Source organism: Streptococcus mitis B6 (assembly GCF_000027165.1).
In the GTDB taxonomy this organism is placed as follows: Bacteria; Bacillota; Bacilli; order Lactobacillales; family Streptococcaceae; genus Streptococcus; species Streptococcus mitis_AR.
On the sequence record NC_013853.1, the window covers coordinates 1,788,745 to 1,808,122 of the forward strand.

General features: G+C 42.7%; 18 protein-coding genes and 1 pseudogene. 3 read left to right on the forward strand and 16 right to left on the reverse strand.

Translation table 11 applies throughout. The features are described 5' to 3' along the window. Positions 1 to 97 precede the first annotated feature (97 nt). Positions 98 to 646, reverse strand: a complete 549-nt coding sequence (locus tag SMI_RS08800; protein WP_000624506.1) for a CvpA family protein — start codon at positions 644 to 646, stop codon at positions 98 to 100. Continuing rightward, positions 643 to 945 (reverse strand): cell division protein ZapA, encoded by a 303-nt coding sequence (gene zapA / locus SMI_RS08805; RefSeq protein ID WP_000002023.1) that lies wholly within the window; start codon positions 943 to 945, stop codon positions 643 to 645. The genes SMI_RS08800 and zapA overlap by 4 nt, the downstream gene beginning before the upstream one ends. An 86-nt stretch (positions 946 to 1,031) precedes the next feature. On the opposite strand from zapA, the gene rnhC reads away from it, so the two are divergent. The 3 genes from rnhC to SMI_RS08820 all read left to right on the forward strand — a co-directional run bounded on the left by rnhC (position 1,032) and on the right by SMI_RS08820 (position 5,135). Continuing rightward, the gene (gene rnhC / locus SMI_RS08810) at positions 1,032 to 1,913 is read left to right on the forward strand and encodes a ribonuclease HIII (protein ID WP_000146887.1); all 882 of its coding nucleotides are present in this window, start codon (positions 1,032 to 1,034) and stop codon (positions 1,911 to 1,913) included. A gap of 3 nt (positions 1,914 to 1,916) precedes the next feature. Next, complete coding sequence (lepB, locus tag SMI_RS08815; protein ID WP_004245100.1) at positions 1,917 to 2,531, forward strand: signal peptidase I; 615 nt, start codon at positions 1,917 to 1,919, stop codon at positions 2,529 to 2,531. Between the two features lie 237 nt (positions 2,532 to 2,768). Further along, on the forward strand, positions 2,769 to 5,135 hold the full coding sequence (locus SMI_RS08820) for an ATP-dependent RecD-like DNA helicase (RefSeq protein ID WP_000454519.1): 2,367 nt from the start codon (positions 2,769 to 2,771) through the stop codon (positions 5,133 to 5,135). 195 nt (positions 5,136 to 5,330) lie between these two features. On the opposite strand, the gene tig is transcribed toward SMI_RS08820, so the two are convergent. From tig to SMI_RS08895, 14 genes and pseudogenes are all read right to left on the reverse strand, one after another. Beyond that, a complete protein-coding gene (gene tig / locus SMI_RS08825; protein ID WP_000116489.1) occupies positions 5,331 to 6,614 on the reverse strand; it encodes a trigger factor in 1,284 nt (427 codons plus the stop codon). Positions 6,615 to 6,769: 155 nt separating this feature from the next. After that, a pseudogene (locus SMI_RS08830) lies at positions 6,770 to 7,172 on the reverse strand (DNA alkylation repair protein); the annotation flags it as partial. A 63-nt stretch (positions 7,173 to 7,235) separates the two neighbouring features. Further along, the gene (locus tag SMI_RS08840) at positions 7,236 to 7,868 is read right to left on the reverse strand and encodes a response regulator transcription factor (protein WP_000698413.1); all 633 of its coding nucleotides are present in this window, start codon (positions 7,866 to 7,868) and stop codon (positions 7,236 to 7,238) included. 10 nt (positions 7,869 to 7,878) lie between these two features. Next, positions 7,879 to 8,877: a sensor histidine kinase gene (locus SMI_RS08845; RefSeq protein ID WP_000743693.1), complete on the reverse strand. Its 999-nt coding sequence runs from the start codon at positions 8,875 to 8,877 to the stop codon at positions 7,879 to 7,881. After that, positions 8,874 to 9,572 (reverse strand): cell wall-active antibiotics response protein LiaF, encoded by a 699-nt coding sequence (gene liaF, locus SMI_RS08850; RefSeq protein ID WP_001224650.1) that lies wholly within the window; start codon positions 9,570 to 9,572, stop codon positions 8,874 to 8,876. Before liaF ends, SMI_RS08845 begins: the two co-directional genes overlap by 4 nt. Positions 9,573 to 9,648: 76 nt before the next feature. After that, entirely contained in the window at positions 9,649 to 10,659 is a 1,011-nt protein-coding gene (fni, locus tag SMI_RS08855) for a type 2 isopentenyl-diphosphate Delta-isomerase (protein ID WP_000210637.1), read from the reverse strand. Beyond that, positions 10,643 to 11,650 carry a phosphomevalonate kinase gene (locus SMI_RS08860; RefSeq protein WP_000226748.1) on the reverse strand — a complete coding sequence of 336 codons (1,008 nt, stop codon included), beginning with the start codon at positions 11,648 to 11,650 and terminating at the stop codon, positions 10,643 to 10,645. Before SMI_RS08860 ends, fni begins: the two co-directional genes overlap by 17 nt. Continuing rightward, a complete protein-coding gene (gene mvaD / locus SMI_RS08865; RefSeq protein ID WP_000373473.1) occupies positions 11,637 to 12,590 on the reverse strand; it encodes a diphosphomevalonate decarboxylase in 954 nt (317 codons plus the stop codon). The genes SMI_RS08860 and mvaD overlap by 14 nt, the downstream gene beginning before the upstream one ends. Then, complete coding sequence (mvk, locus tag SMI_RS08870; RefSeq protein WP_000163300.1) at positions 12,572 to 13,450, reverse strand: mevalonate kinase; 879 nt, start codon at positions 13,448 to 13,450, stop codon at positions 12,572 to 12,574. The genes mvaD and mvk overlap by 19 nt, the downstream gene beginning before the upstream one ends. Before the next feature lie 122 nt (positions 13,451 to 13,572). Further along, the gene (locus tag SMI_RS08875; RefSeq protein ID WP_000691497.1) at positions 13,573 to 14,514 is read right to left on the reverse strand and encodes an N-acetylmuramoyl-L-alanine amidase family protein; all 942 of its coding nucleotides are present in this window, start codon (positions 14,512 to 14,514) and stop codon (positions 13,573 to 13,575) included. Between the two features lie 98 nt (positions 14,515 to 14,612). Continuing rightward, on the reverse strand, positions 14,613 to 15,302 hold the full coding sequence (locus SMI_RS08880; protein WP_000518031.1) for a response regulator transcription factor: 690 nt from the start codon (positions 15,300 to 15,302) through the stop codon (positions 14,613 to 14,615). Between the two features lie 11 nt (positions 15,303 to 15,313). Continuing rightward, a complete protein-coding gene (gndA, locus tag SMI_RS08885) occupies positions 15,314 to 16,738 on the reverse strand; it encodes an NADP-dependent phosphogluconate dehydrogenase (protein WP_000158778.1) in 1,425 nt (474 codons plus the stop codon). Positions 16,739 to 16,813: 75 nt separating this feature from the next. Then, positions 16,814 to 18,208 carry a cell division site-positioning protein MapZ gene (gene mapZ, locus SMI_RS08890; RefSeq protein ID WP_000039110.1) on the reverse strand — a complete coding sequence of 465 codons (1,395 nt, stop codon included), beginning with the start codon at positions 18,206 to 18,208 and terminating at the stop codon, positions 16,814 to 16,816. 12 nt (positions 18,209 to 18,220) lie between these two features. Next, a complete protein-coding gene (locus tag SMI_RS08895; RefSeq protein WP_000711367.1) occupies positions 18,221 to 19,378 on the reverse strand; it encodes a THUMP domain-containing class I SAM-dependent RNA methyltransferase in 1,158 nt (385 codons plus the stop codon).

Sequence of the window (19,378 nt, forward strand, 5' to 3'; positions counted from 1 at the left end):
TTTCCTTGTCTTTGAATATCTAGGTGTGGTAGCTTTTTACATTCTGATAGATTCTAGTCAATCTGTAAACAAAGGGCTAGGAAAACTCCTGCCCTTTTTATCCGATTAAATTTGTCACCCAGATTTGTTTGAGCCAACTGGTTGTTACTGGTATGCTCTGGATGATGTGTTTTGCGACGATACTCTTTTCAAGAGGGTTTTGTATAGCTGCCATGGGGATGGTCGCCAAGATGGTCAAGGCCATTTGCAAGACAAATAAGGTCACCAACATGGACAAGATACCTGCTGAAACTTGGAACAACTTGCCACCAAGCTTTTTACTAGGAATCAAGTGTAAAAGAAGACCAAGTAAACGACCAAAGCTATAGACTATCCCAAATACAAGCAAGTAGCCGATACCAGCGTAAAAGACCTTATCCAACTGAAAGAGTTGATCCGATGGGAAAAAGAAAGTCCCCTGACCTTCCTGCGGATTTGCATAAGGGAGTAATAAATGGAATTGTTCTCCAAGCCCCCTGTAAAACTGGCCAGCCACAAAAGCCGATGCCAGGGCTGAAATCAGGTAATAAACCTGTAAGAGCAGGCCTCTCCGATAGCCGATATAAAATCCCCAAGCCAAGACCAATAGAAGAAGGAGTGAAATCATAAGGAGTCCTCAATCTTGCTCTGTTCTTGCTTACAAGTCACAAGCTTGTGACGGAGTTCTTCTAACTCTTGCTCCTTATCATCAAATTCAATCTCACGGCTGAGTTGAGTTGACAAACAGTTGACTGCCAACAAAAGAGCGATGGTTTCATCATCTGCGCTTGGCATTTGTTCTTTAATTGCTTGGTATTTTTCTGTCGCAACCTTGGCAATTTCCTCCATAAAGAGATTATCATGCTCGCTTGTCAAGGTTAACGTTTTTTTCCCGAATGTAAATTTGAATCGATTTAGATTTGCCATAAAATTCACCTCACGATATTATACCAAAATTCACTAATTTTGTCAGTTTTTACAAATTTGCCTGCTTTTATGGTACAATAGAAACTATGGCAAGTATAACACTCACACCAAGCGAAAAGGAGATTCAGGCTTTTCTTGAACACTATCAAACCAGTCTGGCTCCCAGCAAGAATCCCTATATCCGCTACTTTTTGAGACTACCTCAAGCAACGGTTTCTATCTATACTTCTGGAAAGGTCTTGCTTCAGGGTGAAATAGCTGAGAAATATGCTCGTTTCTTTGGCTATCAAGTTCTAGAGGAAACCAGCGGACAAAATCTTCCTTTGATTGGGACGGATGAGGTGGGAAATGGTTCCTACTTTGGTGGACTTGCAGTTGTGGCTTCCTTTGTCACACCTGACCAGCATGACTTCTTACGAAAACTCGGTGTGGGGGATTCTAAGACTCTGAACGACCAAAAAATCCGTCAGATTGCTCCTATCCTCAAGGAAAAAATCCAGCACCAGGCACTGCTTCTCTCACCAAGCAAGTACAACGAGGTCATCGGAGACCGCTACAATGCTGTTTCAGTTAAGGTTGCCCTCCATAATCAGGCTATCTATCTCCTCCTTCAAAAAGGCATTCAGCCTGAGAAAATTGTGATTGATGCCTTTACCAGTGCTAAAAATTATGACAAGTACTTGGCACAAGAGGCCAATCGTTTCAGCAATCCTATCAGCTTAGAAGAAAAGGCTGAGGGCAAATACTTGGCTGTCGCAGTTTCTTCTATCATTGCGCGAGATCTTTTCCTAGAAAATCTTGAAAATCTTGGTCGAGAATTAGGCTACCAACTTCCAAGTGGAGCTGGGACGGCTTCTGATAAGGTGGCTAGCCAGATTTTGCAAGCCTATGGAATGCAGGGACTCAACTTCTGCGCCAAACTGCACTTTAAAAATACTGAAAAAGCGAAAAAACGCTTAGAAAGGTAAGTTATGAATTCATTTAAAAATTTCCTAAAAGAGTGGGGATTGTTCCTCCTGATTCTGTCATTACTAGCTTTGAGCCGTATCTTTTTTTGGAGTAATGTCCGCGTAGAAGGGCATTCCATGGATCCGACCCTAGCGGATGGCGAAATTCTCTTCGTTGTCAAACACCTTCCTATTGACCGTTTTGATATCGTGGTGGCCCATGAGGAAGATGGCAATAAGGACATCGTCAAGCGCGTGATTGGAATGCCTGGCGATACTATCCGTTACGAAAACGATAAACTTTACATCAATGATAAAGAGACGGACGAACCTTACCTAGCTGACTATATCAAACGTTTCAAGGATGACAAACTCCAAAGCACCTACTCAGGCAAGGGCTTTGAAGGAAATAAAGGAACCTTCTTTAGAAGTATTGCGGAAAAAGCTCAAGCCTTCACAGTTGATGTCAACTATAACACCAACTTTAGCTTTACTGTTCCAGAAGGAGAATACCTTCTCCTCGGAGACGACCGCTTGGTTTCTAGCGACAGCCGTCACGTAGGTACCTTCAAAGCAAAAGATATCACAGGGGAAGCTAAATTCCGCTTCTGGCCAATCACCCGTATCGGAACATTTTAAGAGACCTAAGAGGCCGAGAATCACCAATCTCAGCCTCTTCTTCTATCGTGAGAATATGATTATTCCAGTTTGATTAAGATAGAAACAAAGTTATACTCAATGAAAATCAAAGAGCAAACTAGGAAGCTAGCCGCAGGTTGCTCAAAACAGTGTTTTGAGGTTGCAGATGGAAGCTGACGTGGTTTGAAGAGATTTTCGAAGAGTATTAACTCTCACCTATTTATGCAAAGGAATCTTATGGAAGTTTATTTTTCAGGAACCATTGAACGGATTATTTTTGAAAATCCCAGCAATTTTTATCGTATTCTTCTCCTAGAAATCGACGATACAGACGCAGAAAACTTTGATGATTTTGAAATTATTGTCACTGGCACCATGGCTGATGTGATTGAAGGAGAAGACTATACTTTTTGGGGACAAATTGTCCAGCACTCCAAGTATGGGGAACAACTGCAAATCAGCCGATATGAACGCGCAAAACCAACTAGCAAGGGCTTGGTCAAGTACTTTTCAAGTAGCCATTTCAAGGGAATTGGTCTCAAGACAGCTCAGAAAATCGTGGACACCTATGGCGACAATACCATTGACGAAATTTTGCAACACCCCGAAAAGTTAGAAGGCATCGCAGGACTCTCTGCCAAAAATCGCGAGTCTTTCGTCTCCACCCTCCGTCTCAACTACGGAACGGAGATGGTTTTGGCCAAACTAGCCAACTACGGCATTCCCAATAAATTAGCCTTTCAGATTCAAGACTTTTACAAGGAAGAAACCCTTGATGTGGTTGAAAATTATCCCTACCAGCTGGTTGAGGACATCAAGGGTTTGGGCTTTACCATTGCCGACCAATTAGCGGAAGAACTAGGCATCGAAAGTCAGGCCCCTGAACGCTTCCGCGCCGGTCTAGTTCATAGTCTTTTTCAGGCCTGTATGGAAACAGGGGACACCTATGTTGAAGCACGGGATTTGCTAGAACAAACCCTTACTCTCCTTGAATCTTCCCGCCCCGTAGAACTGGATCCCAGCCAAGTAGCTCAAGAGCTCTCCTACCTCATCGAAGAAGACAAGGTTCAGCAGATTGATACCAAAATCTTTGATAATAGCCTCTTTTTCGCTGAGGAAGGCATCCGCAGTCACTTGGTTCGTATCCTTGAAAAAGGAAAACAGAAGAGTCATGATTTAGAAACCATTAAAAAACATATCGCTACTGTCGAGGAAGAACTGGGGATTGAGTATGATAGCATTCAAAAACAAGCTATCTACGACGCTATTCAGAACAAGGTCTTTATCCTGACAGGTGGGCCTGGTACTGGTAAAACAACTGTTATCAATGGGATTATCGCTGTATATGCCCTCTTAGAAGGACTTGACCTCAAGAAAAAAAGCAACCTACCCATTCTCCTCGCCGCTCCAACTGGTCGTGCAGCGCGTCGTATGAATGAACTGACAGGCTTGCCAAGCGCGACTATACACCGTCATTTAGGAATGACAGGCGACGATGATACTAGTCATCTGGAAGATTATCTGGATGCTGACTTTATCATCGTAGATGAATTTTCCATGGTGGATACTTGGCTGGCCAATCAACTCTTCTCCAACATCTCTTCTAACAGTAAGATCCTCATCGTGGGCGACAGCGACCAGTTGCCTTCTGTCAGTCCTGGACAGGTTCTAGCGGATCTGCTTCATATTCCCTTGATTCCTCAGACTCGCTTGGAAAAAATTTACCGGCAAAGCGAAGAATCAACTATCGTTACCCTAGCTAGTCAGATTCGACAGGGCATCTTGCCTGCTGATTTCACCCAGAAAAAAGCAGACCGTTCCTACTTTGAAATTGCTAGCGGCCATATTCCAGCTACGATTGAAAAAATCTTAGGCGCTGCCCTAAGAAGTGGTATCCCTGCCCGTGATATCCAAGTTCTGGCTCCCATGTATCGAGGAACTGCAGGGATTGACGCTATCAATCAGCTCATGCAAGACCTGCTCAACCCACCACAAAAAGATCAACTCAGTTTTGAAGCTCCCCAGTGCCATTATCGTAAGGGCGACAAGGTCATTCATTTGGTCAACGATGCTGAAATCAATGTCTTTAATGGAGATTTAGGAGCCATCACAGACCTGATTCCTGGTAAATACACCGAGTCGAAGCAAGATGAGATTGTCATTGATTTTGATGGCAACGAGGTCTCTTACCCACGTAACGAATGGTACAAGATTCGCCTGGCCTATGCCATGAGCATCCATAAATCACAGGGAAGTGAGTTCCCTGTTGTCATCCTACCTATCACTAGTGCTAGTAGGCGTATGCTGGAGCGAAACCTCATCTATACAGCAATTACACGCGCCAAAAGCAAGCTTATCTTACTAGGTGAATTACAGTCCTTCAACTATGCTACCCAACATATCGGAACTGCCCGAAAAACCTATCTGGTTGAACGCTTCAGTGATTTAATTGAAAATATGGAAGAAAAGCAACCAGCGGTCTCTGAAACTGCCACATCAAGTACCTCTGAACCATCCTACATCCTAACAGAAGAAAACTGGGACAGCATCCCAGCCATGATTGGGATTACAGATGCAGACCTCAAAGAGATTTTTGGAAAATAGTGCATAAGAAAACCCACCAATTCAGGTGGGATTTTTGTTTATTAATACTCAATGAAAATCAAAGAGCAAACTAGGAAGCTAGCCGCAAGCTGTACTTGAGTACGGTAAGGCGACGCTGACGTGGTTTGAAGAGATTTTCGGAAAATAGCGCATAAGAAAACCCACCTAAGCAGGTGGGATTTTTGTTTATTAATATTATTTAACTGTTGCTGTGCTTGTAATCAATTCAACAGCTTTTTTGATTGTGATATCGTGTTTCAACATATCAGCTGAAAGCAAGCTTTGTACTTGTGCCACTTCCATGTTGTAATCTGCAGCCAATTGCTCGATTTCTTTTTGGATTTCTTCTTCTGAAGCGTCAAATCCTTCAGCTTTCGCAACTGCTTCGATAACAAGGTTAGTCTTAGTACGTGACTCAGCTTCTCCCTCGTATTGTTTGTGAAGGTCTTCTTGAGTAGTTCCAGTGATTTGGAAGTACATATCAGGGTTGATACCTTGACGTTGCAAGTTTCCAAGGAATTCATTTACTGAACGGTGAACTTCTTCGTGGATCATTTCTTCTGGAAGTTCTACGATTTCAGCGTTTTCTACAGCTTTATCGATTGCTGCACCTTCTACTGCATCTTTGTAAGCTTCTTCTTTAGCAGCAGCCAATTCGTTACGGTATTTTTCTTTCAATTCAGCAAGTGTTTCAACTTCTTCGTCGATGTCTTTTGCAAGTTCATCGTCAAGAGCTGGAACTTCTTTCGCTTTTACTTCGTGGATAGTTGTTACGAATTTAGCTTCTTTACCTGCAAGGTCTTCTGCTTGGTAGTCTTCTGGGAATGTTACGATAACATCAACAGTTTCGCCAGCTGAGTGACCTACCAATTGGTCTTCGAAACCAGGGATGAATTGACCTGAACCAAGTCCAAGTGAGAAGTTTTCACCTTTTCCGCCGTCAAATTCAACACCGTCGATAGAACCGACGAAGTCGATGACAACAGTGTCGCCGTTTTCAGCAGCAGCTTCTTTGATAACCAATTCAGCCAAGTTGTTGCGTTCGCGTTCGATACGCTCTTCAACGTCAGCGTCAGTTACTTCTTTTTCTACATCTACTGATACTTCAAGGTTTTTGTAGTCACCCAATTTAACTTCAGGTTTTGTCACGACTTCAGCAGTGATAACCCAGTCTTGACCTTTTTCCATTGAAGTTACGTCAATTTTTGGTTGAGCAACCACTTCAAGACCAGCTTCTTTTACTGCAGCTTCATAAGCGTTTGGCAAAAGAGCGTTCATAACATCTTGGTAAAGTGACTCTTCACCAAATTTTTTGTCGAAGATAGGGCGTGGAAGGTGACCTTTACGGAAACCTGGAACATTAAGAGATTTCTTCACTGAGTTGAAGACACGGTCCAATTCTGGTTTGATTTGGTCTTGAGAGATAGTGAAAGTCAAGACACCACGGTTTGTTTCTTTGTTTTCAAATGATACAGACATTCTGTCATTTCTCCTTAAAATTTTTTAAATACAGTCTATTATAACATAAATGGACGACTTTTTTCAAGTAATGACTGCGCTTTTCAATGATGGTAGAGGTACTTGCTTGCTTCTTTGATACTAAGGTCAGCTATTCTTTCCTTGTTTTTCTCAATGAAGCCTGCTACCCAAACTGGATTCATTTTGGAGTAGTCTCTCAGAGCCCAGCCAATGGCTTTCTTGATAAAGAATTCTGTTTGGTTCAAATTATGAAGCAGAATCTTTTCCAGTAATTGAACATTGGTCTTCTCTTTTCTTAACAACTGGTGGTCAATAGCGACCCGTCTCAGCCAGATATTATCTGATAGGCTCCATTTTAAGATTATTTCTTCTAGTTCAGGGTGGTCATACACCAAGCTCCCTACTACTCGATCTAGGATATCTACGGTATCCCACCAGGATTTTGTGACGACTAACCGCTCAAGCTTAGGTAAATCGTTCTCCGTTAGATAAGACTGCATAGCTTTCAGGAGCCGCAATACCTAGGAAGAAAAATTGATGGCGCATATAGGCTTCCATGGGTCCTGCCTTTTTTGAATCTTTTGTTGCTTCTAGCTCAACAAGTAAATCTGTTATACTTATCTAAAACTCCTCATGCCCTACCAAATGGTGCTGAAAGGCATAGACTGCTGCCTGGGTACGATCGCTGACTTCAAGTTTGGCTAGGATATTGGACACATGGGTCTTGACCGTCTTGAGAGAGATAAAAAGTTCATCTGCGATGCGCTGATTTTCATAACCCTTGGCGATGAGTTGAAGTACATCTCGCTCACGCGCAGTCAGGTCCTCGTGAAGCTCGATATGATTGCGGTGGTATTCAACCTTCTTGCTGACCTCTTGCTCAATGGCCAACTTTCCAGCAGCCACCTTACGGACGGCATGGAGTAGTTCGTCTGCACTTGAAGTTTTGAGCATATAGCCTTTGGCACCGGCATTCAAGACCGGCATGATTTTTTCATTGTCCAAGTACGAGGTCACAATCAAAATCTTGGCTTCAGGCCATTCTTTAAGGATGGCCAAGGTCGCGTCAATTCCATTCATCTCAGGCATGACAATATCCATGACAATGACATCTGGACGCAGTTCCAATGCCAAGTCAATTCCTTGAGATCCGTTTGCCGCCTCACCCACAACTTCTACATCGTCTTGGAGGTCAAAGTAGCTTTTCAAGCCCAATCGGACCATTTCATGGTCATCTACCAGTAAAATTTTCATCTTTACTCCTTTATGATTCCTTATCTAGCAAGGGAATACGGATATCAACTGCTAATCCTTGCTTGGGAGCTGTCAATAACTGAACCGTCCCTGCCATATCTTCAACCCGCTCCTTGATATTACGGAGTCCATAACTCAGCTCATCGAAGCTCCCTAACTGGAAACCAATTCCATTGTCCACTACCTTCAGCTGCAATTCAACATCTGTCTGATAGAGGTAGACATCTAGGCAAGAGGCCTGAGCATGGCGGAGGGTATTACTAATCAACTCCTGCAAAATGCGGAAGATATGTTCCTCGATTTTCTTAGGCAATTTCGTTACATTATGCTTGAGACTAACCTTGAGATCACTCTTGTCCTCAAGCTCTTTTAGGAGAATTTGAATCCCTTCTATTAAGCTCTTCTGCTCCAGTTCAACTGGTCGCAAATGCAAAAGTAGAACCCGCAAATCCTTCTGGGCAGTTTCTAAAATAGCTGTGACACTCTGCAACTGGGTCTGCATCTTTTCTCTATCCAATTTCAAAGCCTGCTGACTGACACCTGACAAAATCATGTGGACCGCAAACAACTCCTGACTGACTGTATCGTGCAAATCCCGAGCAATCCGCTTTCTTTCCTTCTCAATGATTTCCTCTTCCTGAGCAAGACTGTGATTTTCAGCCTTTTGAAGTGCTTCTGTCAAGAGGTTAAGTTTACCTGACAAGGACTTGAAACTGGCGTCCAAATCTGGATCGGAAACCTGAACCACTTCTTTCCCTGCTAACAAACGCTTGAGATTGGCCTGCATTTTTCTTAGAGAAAGCTCCTCAATACCTCGCCAAAATAGGGCTAAGAGACAGGTCATGAACATGCTGAAAACCAACAACAAAAAGATAAATTTTTCTGTTTTTTCGACATCGTGCAAAAAGATAGACCAGTCAAAATCAAGGATTTCCAGTAAGCTGTGGGAGAAAAATAAGACAAACAGAAAGGAGGTGAGAGCAATCATTACATAGGCTTGTTTTTTCATCCTCTGACCACCTCCACATCCCCAATCATAGTGGTCAAGAAAATCTTGACACTCTTGTTACTCTTGAAATAGTCTCTTGTTTCTTGATGATAGTGTTCATTGCGGAGGGCTCGCTTGGGCTGATTGAAAAAAGTCAAATCCCCATAGAGACAGTTAACGCTGAGACTGACTTCCACATCTACAGGCACAATGATTTTGGTCGTTCCTACCATCTTTCTGAGGATAATGACATTATCATGATTGGTTAGGATGACCCTCTCCAGATGAATAGTGTCCTTGCCCATGAGACGAAAAAGATTGATATCATCAAATTGGCAAGTCTGGTAACTTGAAAAATGATGGAGATTCCCAAACCAACGATTTTTCTCCTTCTTAACCGTTACCACCTCTTCAAACACCAAATTGGTTTGCTCTTTTTCCTGGTTCATCATCGGATAAAGAAGAAAAAGGCTGTATATGACCGCAACAAAAATAGCTAGAATCACAAAAGGATTGAGCATAACGATGAAAAAGAAGAGAATGGTTGCCACCACCAAAAGAAGATTATTGCCCTCTTTACCAGTGTAATAGCGAATCAAAAGCAAAAAGAGGAATAGAATCAGCAGAAAACGCGAAAAATGCTCTGATACCATCAAAATCAGAGCTCCTGTCAAAAGACAGGCTTCGATAAATAAAAAGATTTTAAATTTTCTCATAGGTTCATCCTCTCCCTTCTATTTTATCACAATTCAAAAAAGTCACCTCGGTCTGAAGATGGAAAAAAGGCGGTGGTTACGCCTTTTTCATCTGATCCTTTGCTTCTTTTAATTTTCCATATAGAAGATAGTCTACTTTTTGCAAATCTGCTATGGTGGCACAATTAAGGGCACACATAATCAAACGCAGATCGTCTTTCCAGCCTTGGACAATGCCAATCACTTCTTCAACTGTGTAGGTTTCAACCAATTCCAAAACTGTTCGAGACAGTCCTACAGCCTTGGCACCAAAGACCAGACACTTAATCATATCCAGCGGATTGCGAACGCCACCACTGACCAAGAGTTCAACCCTGTCTTTCCAGTCTTGGGCATTGAGAAGGGCTTGCATGGTAGACTGGCCCCATTGATTGAGGTAATCACGTTGACCACTACGACGGTTTTCAATGTAGGCAAAACTGGTACCACCACGACCAGACAGGTCAAAGGTTCGAACGCCCAGTTCATAGGCTCTCTCGATGGTCTTGGCATCCATTCCAAAGCCCACTTCCTTGAGAACAATAGGAACAGGGATTTGCTTGCTATAATCTGCCAGATGCGATTGCCAGTTTCTGAACGTTCTTTCCCCCTCAGGCATGAGTAATTCCTGCATAACATTAACATGCACTTGCAAGAGAAGAGGATTCATTTCTTCTACAGTCTGAAGGCCTAACTCGACAGGCTTGTCCAATCCAATATTGGTTCCAAGAAGGAGATTTGGATGACTAGACCTGACAGAAAAAGAGTCATCTGTTGGATCCTTGAGGGCTGCGCTATAAGAACCCGTCACAAACAAAATCCCACAGGCATCTGCCACCTGAGCCAGCTTTTGATTAATTTCTTTACCCTTATCGCTCCCACCTGTCATGGCATTGATATAAAAAAGAAAGTCCCACTTTTGACCAGCAAACTCTGTCGACAGATCGATTTCATCCAGATCGTAAAGAGGCAAGGAAGAATGAATCAGCTCCACCTCATCAAAGCTATTATAGGAACTTTTCTGCTCAAGGGCATAGCGGATGTGCTCATCCTTACGATTTGTCGTCATGTCCTATCCTTTCTTGGTATAAGAGCTCAATCCCCAGATCGGCCCAACGGTTTTTTAGGGTTTCAGTTGATTGCTCATCAAAACTCAAGGCAATACCACAATCACCACCACCAGCGCCGCTACTCTTAGCAACAGCTTGCAAATCTTGACTGGCTTCTTTCAACTGTCTAAGCGAAGGCGTGTAAATATCTGCGCTCAAGCCTTCCAAGAGCTTGCTGGCTACTTCTACTTGCTCGATAATTTTTTCTGCTTTCCCCTGCTCCAAGGATTCTACCAAAGAAACCACCGTTTCTTTTGAGGAACTTAAAAAATTCTGATTGATATTTTGCTTGATTTGCTGAACCATATCACTAGATACAGCCACTTCCTTGGTCCATCCCACTAAGAAATCACATTCTAAAGTTGGTTTCACTTGTGAAATTGAAAAGCCCCAATCACGCTCTAAAACTGTCGACAAATTTTCTTCTTTCAACCAAGCTGCTACCTTCTGGCGATCAAATGACTGGTAAAGAACCAATTTCTCTGCCACAATACAGGCAAGGTCCCCCATAGAACCATTGTCTCCGCGCTTGAGCAAGACCGCGCTAGCCAGCTTGAACAAGAGCTCCTGATCCACTGAAAGATTATACAGAGCCAGTAAAGCCTTGACAACCAAGACAACGACGCTACCGCTAGAACCTAGACCAAACTTTTTGCCTTCTCGTTCCATTTTTCCTCGAATTTCTAGAGAAAAAGGTATTAAAGTTTGACATCGATAAGTCAGGAAATCTTCCACTAAAGCAACCGTTTCTTGAATCAAGCTATAGTCAGGATTTGGCGTCAAATCCACTGCAAAATCAAACAGATCCGAATAGATACGGTAACTATCAGAAAAAGCAATCTCGCCTTTCATATAGATGGGGATGGCCTTTATCAAGGCTAACTGCCCTGGCTCTAAAATAGCATATTCACCTGCCCAATAGAGTTTTCCACAAGTTTTAACAGCAACCATCTTGGCTCAAATCCTTTGTTTTTGACACAATCAAGCGATAACGTTGACCGAAGATTTCTGATAAATGCTCCAAGTCTTTCTCCTGACAGAGGACCTTGACATTGGGACCAGCATCCATAGTAAAGTAGCAGGCTTCCCCTTGCTCACGGAGCTGGCGGACAAAGTCCATGGCTTCATAAGAAGCATCCGTCAGATAAGAAAAGGCTGGTGATGCTGTTTTGGTCGTAGCGTGCATAGCCAGGGCATTTTTCTCCGTTAATTCCCCAACCTTGGCAAAGTCATTTGCCTTGAGGTAAACCAGCATATCCTGATAATCCTTCTCAGACTGACGCACCCAGTCGTCAAAGGTCGTCGAAGTTTCCACACAAAGTTTCATCCCATCACGGCTAGAGATTGGTTTTTTCTTGTCTTCTAGCACCAACATAATCATAGCTAGTTTCAGGCCTGTCTCTACCGGGTAAATCTCTCCGCTATCCTTATCCCAGGCACCGAGTGGTCCATAAAAACTCCGAGAGGAAGAGCCTGAGGCAAACTTAGCCTCCTGTGCCAACTGACTCCGATTCAAACCAAGCTTGAAATAAGCATTACAAGCCTTGACCAAGGCAGACAAACCACTAGAACTTGATGACAAGCCCGCTGCGGTAGGCATACTGTTTTGAGTATCGATACGAACAAAGCCATCACCATCTGGACGGTAGCGGTCAATAATCTTACTCATCTTGACATGCTCTGCCTCATTTTGTAACTGACCATTGATATAAAATGCATCAGCTGTCGCATCCGTCGGTAGAGATGACAAGGTCGTCTCCGTGTACATATTTTCCAAAGTCAGAGAAATACTGCTAGTAGCAGGAACCATCTCTTTTTCTTTTTTCTTTCCCCAGTATTTGATAATGGCAATATTTGCGTAGGAACGTACTGTTACAGGCTCTCTATCCATGTCTGAACAGCTCCTTTCTCTTCTAATCTTTCTGCTAGTTCTTGTGCGTGTGTCAAATTGTCTGCCAAGGCTATGATACAACCTCCTAGCCCACCACCGCTCATCTTAGCCCCCAGAGCACCATGACTAAGAGCTGTTTCAACCAAAGAGTCTGCCTCAGGGCTACTAACACCAATTTCTTTCAAATGTAAATGCGCTTGACTGAGGATTTGTCCCAGTCTTTCAGCATCTTTTCGTGAAATCGCATCCTCTGCCTGCTGGGTCAATTCTCCCAAGGCATGCAAAAATGGTAGAGCATCCTTGCCCTTACTTTGAACCGCTTGGATGGCTTCACGAGTATGACCATAAACGCCCGTATCTGCAATGACCAAATAGGCAGATAAATTCATCTCAAGCTCTGTAAATCCTACGTTCTTAATAAAGCGAATAGGCTGGTCACTGAGACAGGTCTTAGCATCCAAACCACTTGGATTCATATGGGCAATCATCTCCGCCCGATTGACCAAGATTTCCAATACATCATGAGGCAGGTAGGCTTGATAGTAGTCAAATACCGCACGAATGGCCGCTATGCTGATAGCAGCTGACGAACCCATTCCCCGTTTCTCAGGGATAGCCGAGTCAATCTCACAGCGAATGCAGGATTCTTTGATATCCAAATACTCCAGCGAAGCATAAACTGCCATGGACAAGGTATCTTCCTCATAGAGACGCCAAGGACTCGCTGCAGGAACTACCTTACAAGTCACCTCCACCTCCAAAAGAGGCAGGGAAATGGCAGGATAACCGTAAACGACCGCATGCTCCCCTATTAAAATAATCTTACTATGTGCCTGACCGACACCAACTTTTTTTGTCATGTTTTCCTTTTGCTAGACGAAAAAGTCGTCTTATTTATCATACAAGTATTGCTTCTCTCCTATCTATTTTATTATATTTTCACAAAAAAAGCGATTGTTTCCATTCACAATCGCCTCTTTCATTATTGAACCCATTCGCCATTATAATTGACGTAGTAGCCATCTACAGTGGTATTCACTGCTAAAGCACCTGAGCTATAGGCGTAGTACCATTTACTGCCGACCTGGAACCAACCAGTGACCATCGCTCCTGATGAACGGAGATAGTACCACTTGTTACCGAGATATTGCCAGCCTGTTTTCATATCGCCATTTTCAGCATCTAAATAGTACCAAGTTGAGCCTTCCTGATACCAGCCAGTTGTCATAGCTCCTGATGAACGGAGGTAGTACCACTTATTGCCAATTTGCTTCCAACCAGTTTGCATGATACCAGTTTCTGGATCTAGATAGTACCAAGTTGAGTTATCATTGTTCCAGCCACGCACTGGCTCCCCAACCGTTAAACTGTCGATACGAGCATCGAAGCCACCACTCTTTTGTAAATAATACCAGTGTCCCTCATCAGAAATCCAACCCGTTTTTAAAGTATGATAGCTACGCTGATCTTCAAAATAATAGACTCGTTTCTCTGCTGGACTATCATATTGTTCCCCATGATGTTTGTTGGTATTTGTAGCAGTTTTTGCCTCTAAAACTTGCTTACCAACAAATTCTTGTAGGACACCATCTTGATTAAAGTAATACCATTGTGGCATTGGCATAGATTCTAATCTTAAACCATTTGGGTAAGGACCAATTGTACTACCTTTAGATGGAAACGGGATATATTGCCAGCCGACAACCATTTCTCCTGATACATGATCAAAATAATAGGTCTTGCCATCAATCACTCGCCAGGCCTTTTCTTTGATGTCACCCTTCTTGTAGTAGGTTCTACCATTTTCTTGTACAAATTGCCAGCCTTCTGAATCAGCATCATCCGCCAATACTGCACTTGTTGCTAGCAAACCAAAGAAAAAGACTGCTAATGCAATTTGCATCAATTTTTTTATTATTTTCATTAGACCTATCCTCCATAACCGATTGTAGCAAAGATCCAACCATATGTCAACATATGGAACACTCTCAAAAAAGCAGTTACATAACTGCAACTGCTTTTCTATTCTTGCATGGTGTAACCAACACCACGCACGGTTTTAATGTAGCTTTTTTGACCTTTTACATCAAGCTTGCTACGTAGATAACGGATATAGACATCCACGATATTTGTTTCGGTCGCACTTTCATACTTCCAGACACTTTCCAACAACTGCTCACGAGTCAGAACTTTCTTGCTTCCCATAAGAGTGGCCAAAAGGTCATACTCACGACGCGTCAGAGCAATCATCTCCTCGCCACGATAAACGGTATGATGTTCTACATCCATACGCAGATTGCGGTAAGACGTTGGAACCTTCATCTGACTACAGTGTTGGTCGATAAAGTCCCGACCTCGGAAAATCGCTGAAATACGAGCTACCAGATTCTCAATAATAACCGGCTTATAGATGTAAGAAACGGCAAAGCGTTGGATTGTCTCAATCTGACCTTGCAATTCTTCACGATGGTCCAAAACCATGATGACTGAGGCTGGCTTAGTCCGACTCAGCTTGTCTGCAAAATCCTGGGCTGTCATATCCCCCAGACGAGCATTCAATAAAATCAAGTCATAGTCTGTCTGAAGAGCCATGGAGAGGGCTTTTTGCCCCTCCTCAACCTGATCAACTCGGTATTGCTCTTTTTGGAGTTCCAAACTTAAAAAGTGAGCTAGATTTCGTTCTTTCTCAAGTAATAAAATCCGTTTCCCCATGGCAGACCTACTTATTTTTCGTCATACCAAGAGTAGTGGAAGGTTCCTTCTTTGTCTTTACGTTGGTAAGTGTGGGCACCAAAGTAGTCACGTTGCGCTTGAATCAAGTTAGCTGGAAGGTCAGCTGAGCGGTAGCTATCAAAGTAAGTAATAGCTGCTGAGAAAGTTGGCACCGGCACACCAGCTTGAACAGCAAGAGCTACGATATCACGCACTGCTTGTTGGTACTTAGCAGTAACATCCAAGAAGTATTCATCCAAAAGAAGGTTAGCAAGGTCTGCATCACGGTTGTAAGCATCTGTAATCTTTTGCAAGAAACGAGAACGGATGATACAGCCATCACGCCAGATAGATGCGATGTCCGCAAATGGCAAGTTCCAGTTGTTTTCTTTAGAAGCTACACGCAATTGAGCAAAACCTTGTGCATATGAAATGATTTTTGAGAAGTAAAGGGCTTGACGGATTTTTTCAATCAATTCAGCCTTGTCTCCTTCAAATTTGAAGGCAGCTGGTTTTGGAAGAACCTTGCTAGCATGCACGCGTTCTTCTTTGTAAGTAGAGATGTAACGTGCAAATACTGACTCAGTGATGAGTGACAATGGCACACCAAGGTCAAGTGATGATTGACTAGTCCATTTACCAGTTCCCTTGTTACCTGCGGCATCAAGGATGTAGTCTACGATTGGTCCATCTTGACCTTCATCGTCTTTACGGCTCAAGATATCAGCTGTGATTTCAATCAAGTAGCTGTCCAATTCACCCTTGTTCCACTCAGTAAAGATTTCAGCCATATCTTCTGCAGAAAGGCCTAGCAAGTGTTGCATCAAGTCATAGCTTTCTGCAATCAATTGCATATCACCATACTCAATACCGTTGTGAACCATTTTCACATAGTGACCAGCTCCATCAGGACCGATGTAAGTCACACATGGTTTGCCATCTTCTGGTGCTTTAGCTGAGATTTCTTCAAGAACATCCGCAACCAATTCATAAGCTTCTTTTTGTCCACCAGGCATGATAGAAGGACCTTCAAGGGCACCTTTTTCACCACCAGAAACCCCAGTACCGATAAAGTTGATACCTGAGTTTGCCAATTCTTCATTACGACGGATGGTATCTTTGTAGAAAGTGTTTCCTCCGTCAATCAAGATATCACCCTTGTCAAGGTGTGGAAGAAGGGCTTGGATAGTAGCATCTGTACCAGGTCCAGCTTGAACCATAAGCATGATACGACGTGGTTTTTCGATTGAGTTTACAAAACTTTCAACGTCATAGCTTGGTACAAAGTTCTTTTCAGGATGGCAAGCAATTACATCTTCCGTTTTTTCTTTACTACGGTTGTAAATAGCAACTGTGTAACCACGAGATTCAATATTAAGGGCAAGGTTACGACCCATTACGGCCATACCTACGACACCAAAGTTAGCTTTTGTCATTTGACACTCCTCTTGTTTCATTTGTTTTATTTTATCATTTTTACTTTTGAAAAGAAAGAATTTTGTAACGACTGTTTAGTAGTCCAAGTCATCCGCATGTCCAGCACCATTTCCGACAAAATATCCTGTCTTACAGTTAAGGGTAAAGAGATAGGTTCCATCTGGCTTATAGAGGTTGTAATAACCATTGCCATTAACGATATTAACACGTTCAAGGATATATTGGTTACCAGTAATATAACCACGTGAGCGTGAAGTTGCTAAAATTTGTTCCAAGACACCATCCGCAAAATCCCAAGCAGAGTTGTTACTATCATCAATAGCAGACTGATTATAGGCAACACGACTGGCACTTCTTTGAACAGCAACCCCTGCACTCGAGAGACCCATATTGACTTCACTACGAGAACTTCTAGTTTCATTTGAGGCAGCATTTGAACTACTTGGGCTTGTCTCACTAGTCGTATTTGAGCTTGCTTGACTTGAACTTGAACTACTAGTTTCACTTGAACTTGAACTAGAAGTACTTGTTTGCTGGCTCTTACCAAGGCTGATAGCCTTATCTAGCACTTTATCAAGCTCCGTATTGCCAGTTTTAATATCTGTAAATTTAGCATCTGATTTAGCTTTAGCGTTAGTGTCCAAAACTCCATCTACAATAGCTGGCTTCTCAAATTGAGCATTGACATCTTGAATGGCCTTTATTTGAATCGCTAGACTATCATACTTAGATTTTGCTAGCGTATATTCACGACTACCTTCTAGCTTATCAAGCAAGGTTTTCAGTTGACTCAGTTTATCAAATTGGCTATTCTTCAAAGCCGTTTTGTTGCTATCTGTATAGAAGGCATCATATAAATTATTGAATTCTTCCACATCTGACTGCGTATTTGTAGTTGATTGAGAAGTTTGGATTTCCTTGGTCGAACGAGCCACCTGACGATAAATATAATAACCAGTTCCAAGGATAAGAACCACTAAGGCTGCTAGAATACCGTAAAGCACCCATTTCTTCTTACTTTTTCCATCTTCACTATCTGTGACTCGATAAAGTGTTGGAATATCTTCAGTCTCAGAGGCTTCAACAAGAGGAGTTTCTGAAACTCGTGTTAATTCTAAATCATCAAACTGACTCAATTCATCTTCTGAAGCTGGAGAAGTTACTCCTGTTTCCTCACGAAGCTCTTGAAGTAAATTATCCAGAGTCTGAGTCTCCTCTATCTCTTCTATCCCTTCTTTTTCAACTAAATCATCCTTGCTAAACTGACGCGTTTCAAACTTATCTGCCTCAATTTCATCTTTATGTTGTTTCACATACTTGTCCAAGATAGAATCTCCAGGCAATACACCTGCTTCCACCTCTTCATTTTTTAGCATGGCTTCTCCAACCGTTAGCTCTTTGGCATCATCAAAATCAAATTGCGCTTCTTGATGTTCTGTTATATGACGATCATGTCTTTTCTTACTCATGAGTTTTCCTTCCTACTTTACTTCCTGACGTTTAACACGCTGACCGAAATATTGATACAAATCAACTTTTAAAGTTCCATTGTACAACTTGCGCTTCTTGTCCGCCTGACTGCCGTACTTGGTCTCAAAGGCTTCATCACTAGTTAGGATAAATTTGCTCCACGTTTTCAGCGGTGCAAATACTTGACCCATCTCAGCATAAAGCTTGGTCACCCCTGCATCATCTGATAAACGCTCCCCGTAAGGCGGATTGGAAATAATCACACCATTGATTTTATCGGAACGCAAATCCTGCACGCGCATCTGCTTAAAAGTAATGTCTCCTGCAACACCAGCTGCCTGGGCATTGGCCTTAGCAATTTCCACCATGCGTGCATCGATATCACAGCCCATGATATCCAGTTCCAGCTCACGGTCTACTTTTTTAGCCGCCTCTGTGCGCACTTCTTGAATCAAGCGATCGCTAATCCAGTTCCATTCCTCAAAAGCAAAGGAGCGACGAAGACCAGGCGCCATCTTTCTGGCAATCATGACAGCCTCGATACAGAAAGTCCCCGAACCACAGGTCGGATCAATCAAAGGCTTGTCTGGATACCAGTTAGAAAGTTGTAAAATAGCTGCCGCCATGTTTTCCTTGATAGGGGCTCCCCCTTTTTCGGTACGATAACCACGTTTAAATAGGCTAGACCCGGTCGTATCAATCATGACAGTTGCCACATCTTTGAGAATAGAGACCTCAATCTTAAACTCTGGACCATTCTCCATCAGAGGAACACCTTCTGGGCGGGCGTAGTGTTTCTGCAATTTCTTGACAACAGCTTTCTTAGAAATAGCCTGAACACTGGGTTCATTATGCAGTTTAGATTTAACACATTTGGCCTTGGAAATCGGGAACCGAGCTCCGAGTGGTAAATAATTTTCCCAATCTAAAGCAAAAACTCCCTGAAACAGCTCTTCAAAAGTCTTAGCTGGGAACGTTCCTACGATAATTTTGATACGATCTGCTGCCCGAAGCCAGAGGTTGGTTTCGATAATAGCTCTCACGTCTCCTTGAAAACGAACACGTCCATTTTCAACCTGACAATCATAGCCCAACTCTCGCACTTCTCGTCCCACAACAGCTTCAAGACCTGCTGCTGCAGTAGCGATTAAATTAAATTCTTTTTTCAT

Coding starts and splice junctions, on each gene's coding strand:
- SMI_RS08800 (WP_000624506.1), bottom strand. CDS start 646: ATGATTTCACTCCTTCTTCTATTGGTCTTGGCTTGGGGATTTTATATC.
- zapA (WP_000002023.1), bottom strand. CDS start 945: ATGGCAAATCTAAATCGATTCAAATTTACATTCGGGAAAAAAACGTTA.
- rnhC (WP_000146887.1), top strand. CDS start 1,032: ATGGCAAGTATAACACTCACACCAAGCGAAAAGGAGATTCAGGCTTTT.
- lepB (WP_004245100.1), top strand. CDS start 1,917: ATGAATTCATTTAAAAATTTCCTAAAAGAGTGGGGATTGTTCCTCCTG.
- SMI_RS08820 (WP_000454519.1), top strand. CDS start 2,769: ATGGAAGTTTATTTTTCAGGAACCATTGAACGGATTATTTTTGAAAAT.
- tig (WP_000116489.1), bottom strand. CDS start 6,614: ATGTCTGTATCATTTGAAAACAAAGAAACAAACCGTGGTGTCTTGACT.
- SMI_RS08840 (WP_000698413.1), bottom strand. CDS start 7,868: ATGAAAATTTTACTGGTAGATGACCATGAAATGGTCCGATTGGGCTTG.
- SMI_RS08845 (WP_000743693.1), bottom strand. CDS start 8,877: ATGAAAAAACAAGCCTATGTAATGATTGCTCTCACCTCCTTTCTGTTT.
- liaF (WP_001224650.1), bottom strand. CDS start 9,572: ATGAGAAAATTTAAAATCTTTTTATTTATCGAAGCCTGTCTTTTGACA.
- fni (WP_000210637.1), bottom strand. CDS start 10,659: ATGACGACAAATCGTAAGGATGAGCACATCCGCTATGCCCTTGAGCAG.
- SMI_RS08860 (WP_000226748.1), bottom strand. CDS start 11,650: ATGGTTGCTGTTAAAACTTGTGGAAAACTCTATTGGGCAGGTGAATAT.
- mvaD (WP_000373473.1), bottom strand. CDS start 12,590: ATGGATAGAGAGCCTGTAACAGTACGTTCCTACGCAAATATTGCCATT.
- mvk (WP_000163300.1), bottom strand. CDS start 13,450: ATGACAAAAAAAGTTGGTGTCGGTCAGGCACATAGTAAGATTATTTTA.
- SMI_RS08875 (WP_000691497.1), bottom strand. CDS start 14,514: ATGAAAATAATAAAAAAATTGATGCAAATTGCATTAGCAGTCTTTTTC.
- SMI_RS08880 (WP_000518031.1), bottom strand. CDS start 15,302: ATGGGGAAACGGATTTTATTACTTGAGAAAGAACGAAATCTAGCTCAC.
- gndA (WP_000158778.1), bottom strand. CDS start 16,738: ATGACAAAAGCTAACTTTGGTGTCGTAGGTATGGCCGTAATGGGTCGT.
- mapZ (WP_000039110.1), bottom strand. CDS start 18,208: ATGAGTAAGAAAAGACATGATCGTCATATAACAGAACATCAAGAAGCG.
- SMI_RS08895 (WP_000711367.1), bottom strand. CDS start 19,378: ATGAAAAAAGAATTTAATTTAATCGCTACTGCAGCAGCAGGTCTTGAA.